The following is a 2,393-nucleotide window of genomic DNA, read 5'->3' as shown; positions in this document are numbered from 1 at the left end:
AAGTTCTCTAATTGCATAAAAGTCAACAATAATTTTTTGTATCATGAAAAATATTTTTTGATGTAAAATTCAGCTCTAATACAACCTTTTATTTATTATTGTATTATCTTATTCAATCAAAAGAGGTTTTATTGGCAATAAAAACATCAACACTAATTTCCAATTAATCTCTTTTAAACTATGTAGCCAATGAATATGTGGATAAATACGTCCACACAAACTTAAAGTATTTATCCACATATTCATTAAGCTTATAAAAACTAAGGTATCATTCTTTTCCTCTATAGTCTTAATGATTTTACATAAGTTAAAAGTAGCATGCTTCCATTGTTCTCTCCGCGGTCTAATATGGCTAATTTATATTGTAGCCAAGCCGCACTATACTTGTAGGCGGAAGTGGACGGCAACATGTACGCCACGAAGTCTATGCTTCAACTTATCCTCTTGCTTATCCCTTCCATCGGCATTGCTATCTTTACTTTCAGTAAAATTATTGTTTTATACTTCTTTAGTGTTTATTGATAGCAAAACTCTTTTCTATCGATTAGCATCTTGTGCATAATCACGGCTAATTTTCTTGCTACTGCAACAATTGCTTTTTTCATGCCCTTTTTCTTTTTAAGCTTCAATCCCCAGCTTCTTAATTTAAATGTCCTTTTACATTTTACCAGTAAGACCTGCGCGGCTTCATATAACATATTCCTACAGTCCACTGGTCCCATTTTTGATATACTTCCGTGTCGATCAATCTCACCAGAAGCGTACTGTCTTGGACTTAATCCCATATAGGCTCCAACTGTATAAGATGTTTCAAACCTATGCAGATCATCTATTGCAGCTTTATATGTCATTGCTACTATAATACCAACTCCTGGAACAGTAGTTAATAATTTACAATCCTCATCTTTTTTGCTTTGTTCTGAGAGCATTTTATCAAGTTTTCTTGTTGATTCTTCTATTATTTCTAAACTATGTACTAATGATTCAATTGAGGTTTGGCTAATTTCATCTAGATTATTAACCATTTCTTGCACTTTTAAAGCAAAGTTTGCAGAACTAAGACGTTGATTAACTTTTATCCCGTATATTTTCAGTAATCCCCTTATTGTTCCCGCAATTTGCTCTCTGCAACGTATTAATTGTCTTCTGCTTCCAAGTATTATTTTAACCTGACAAGCTTCGTCTGATTTTACTAATACCTCCTTAAATAGCCCAACTCTCATCATTTGTGCTATGCCTCTTGCATCATTTTTATCATTCTTATTGATTCTCGCAGATAATGCTGCTGCCATATGCCTTGCATCTACACAAGTTACTGGTAATCCAAGATTCCTCAACTCTTTGCACATCGATATTGATAATTGCCCGCTTTCTATTCCTATGGACTCGTATTTTTTGTTTTGACCAAGCAGAAACTCAGCTATTGCACTGCTTTCACTTGCAACAACCCCTTCTTTAACAATTTTTCCTTTCTCATCAATGATACTAATAAAAGTTTCTTTGAGTGAGACATCTAACCCGCTATAATGTTTCATGAGACTACTCCTACTGTAAAAGTTTAAATTATTCTTGAAGAACTAATTCATTGAATTTGTTACTTCGTGCTAAAATAATGGAGTATGTCTCTCCATCATTCAATAGCAATTACAGTATGTACGCTACACACACTTAAAGGGGAGTGTTAAATAAACCATACGCGTCAAGTTAAGGAAAAGTAGCATAAGAAAGAAGAGAAGCGGTAAAAATTATTTTAGACATTAAATGTATTAAACAAGACTTGATCTGACACTTTAGAAAAGTAAGTTATAAAATAATAAAAGAAAGGAGTGTTAGATATGAGTACAATACAAGCAAAAATACTAAAACCAAAGTTAGGGTTATTAGAGCTAGCAAAACAATTAGGAAATGTATCTCAAGCGTATGGGCTACTCAAGAGATACGTTTTATCGATTCAAGGAATTATATGAAAATGGAGGAGAAGAAGCACTGCATGAGATAAGTAAGAAAAAATCACTTATGGCAAACAGAGTTTCCGAAGACATAGAAAGAGCAGATCGCAACAGAATTTCCAGCATATGGACAATAAAGAGCTGCAAATGAGCTGAGAAAAAGGGATTTCCGAAGGTGGTTGTATGGCTAAGAAACGATATTGAAACGTTCAAAAAAAGACTTAAAGCTCTTGAAGCGAAGGTTGCACAAGATGGCATAATTTTAACTGAAGAGCAACTTGCAGCTTTAGAGAAAGTGAAAGAACAAAGATGGTGAAATTGAAACACTGGTTACTTAGGTTCTCAAGACACTTATTATGTAGAAGGGTATAGGACCAGCAAACTTTTATTGATACCTATTCAAGGGTTGCTATGGCAAAGCTTTATACAGACAAAACTGCAATT

At 33.8% G+C, this 2,393-nt stretch carries 1 protein-coding gene and 1 pseudogene; one reads left to right on the top strand and one right to left on the bottom strand.

Going from position 1 to position 2,393, the window contains the following annotated elements:
- Window positions 1-515 precede the first annotated feature (515 nt).
- Window positions 516-1,535 (bottom strand): IS110 family RNA-guided transposase, encoded by a 1,020-nt coding sequence (locus Wcon_RS10810; RefSeq protein ID WP_114517104.1) that lies wholly within the window; start codon window positions 1,533-1,535, stop codon window positions 516-518.
- Between the two features lie 300 nt (window positions 1,536-1,835).
- On the opposite strand from Wcon_RS10810, the pseudogene Wcon_RS10805 reads away from it, so the two are divergent.
- Window positions 1,836-2,393, top strand: a pseudogene (locus tag Wcon_RS10805) (helix-turn-helix domain-containing protein); the annotation flags it as partial.

The sequence above is a fragment of the Wolbachia endosymbiont of Cylisticus convexus genome (genome assembly GCF_003344345.1).
This window is presented reverse-complemented; position numbering and strand designations above follow the sequence as displayed.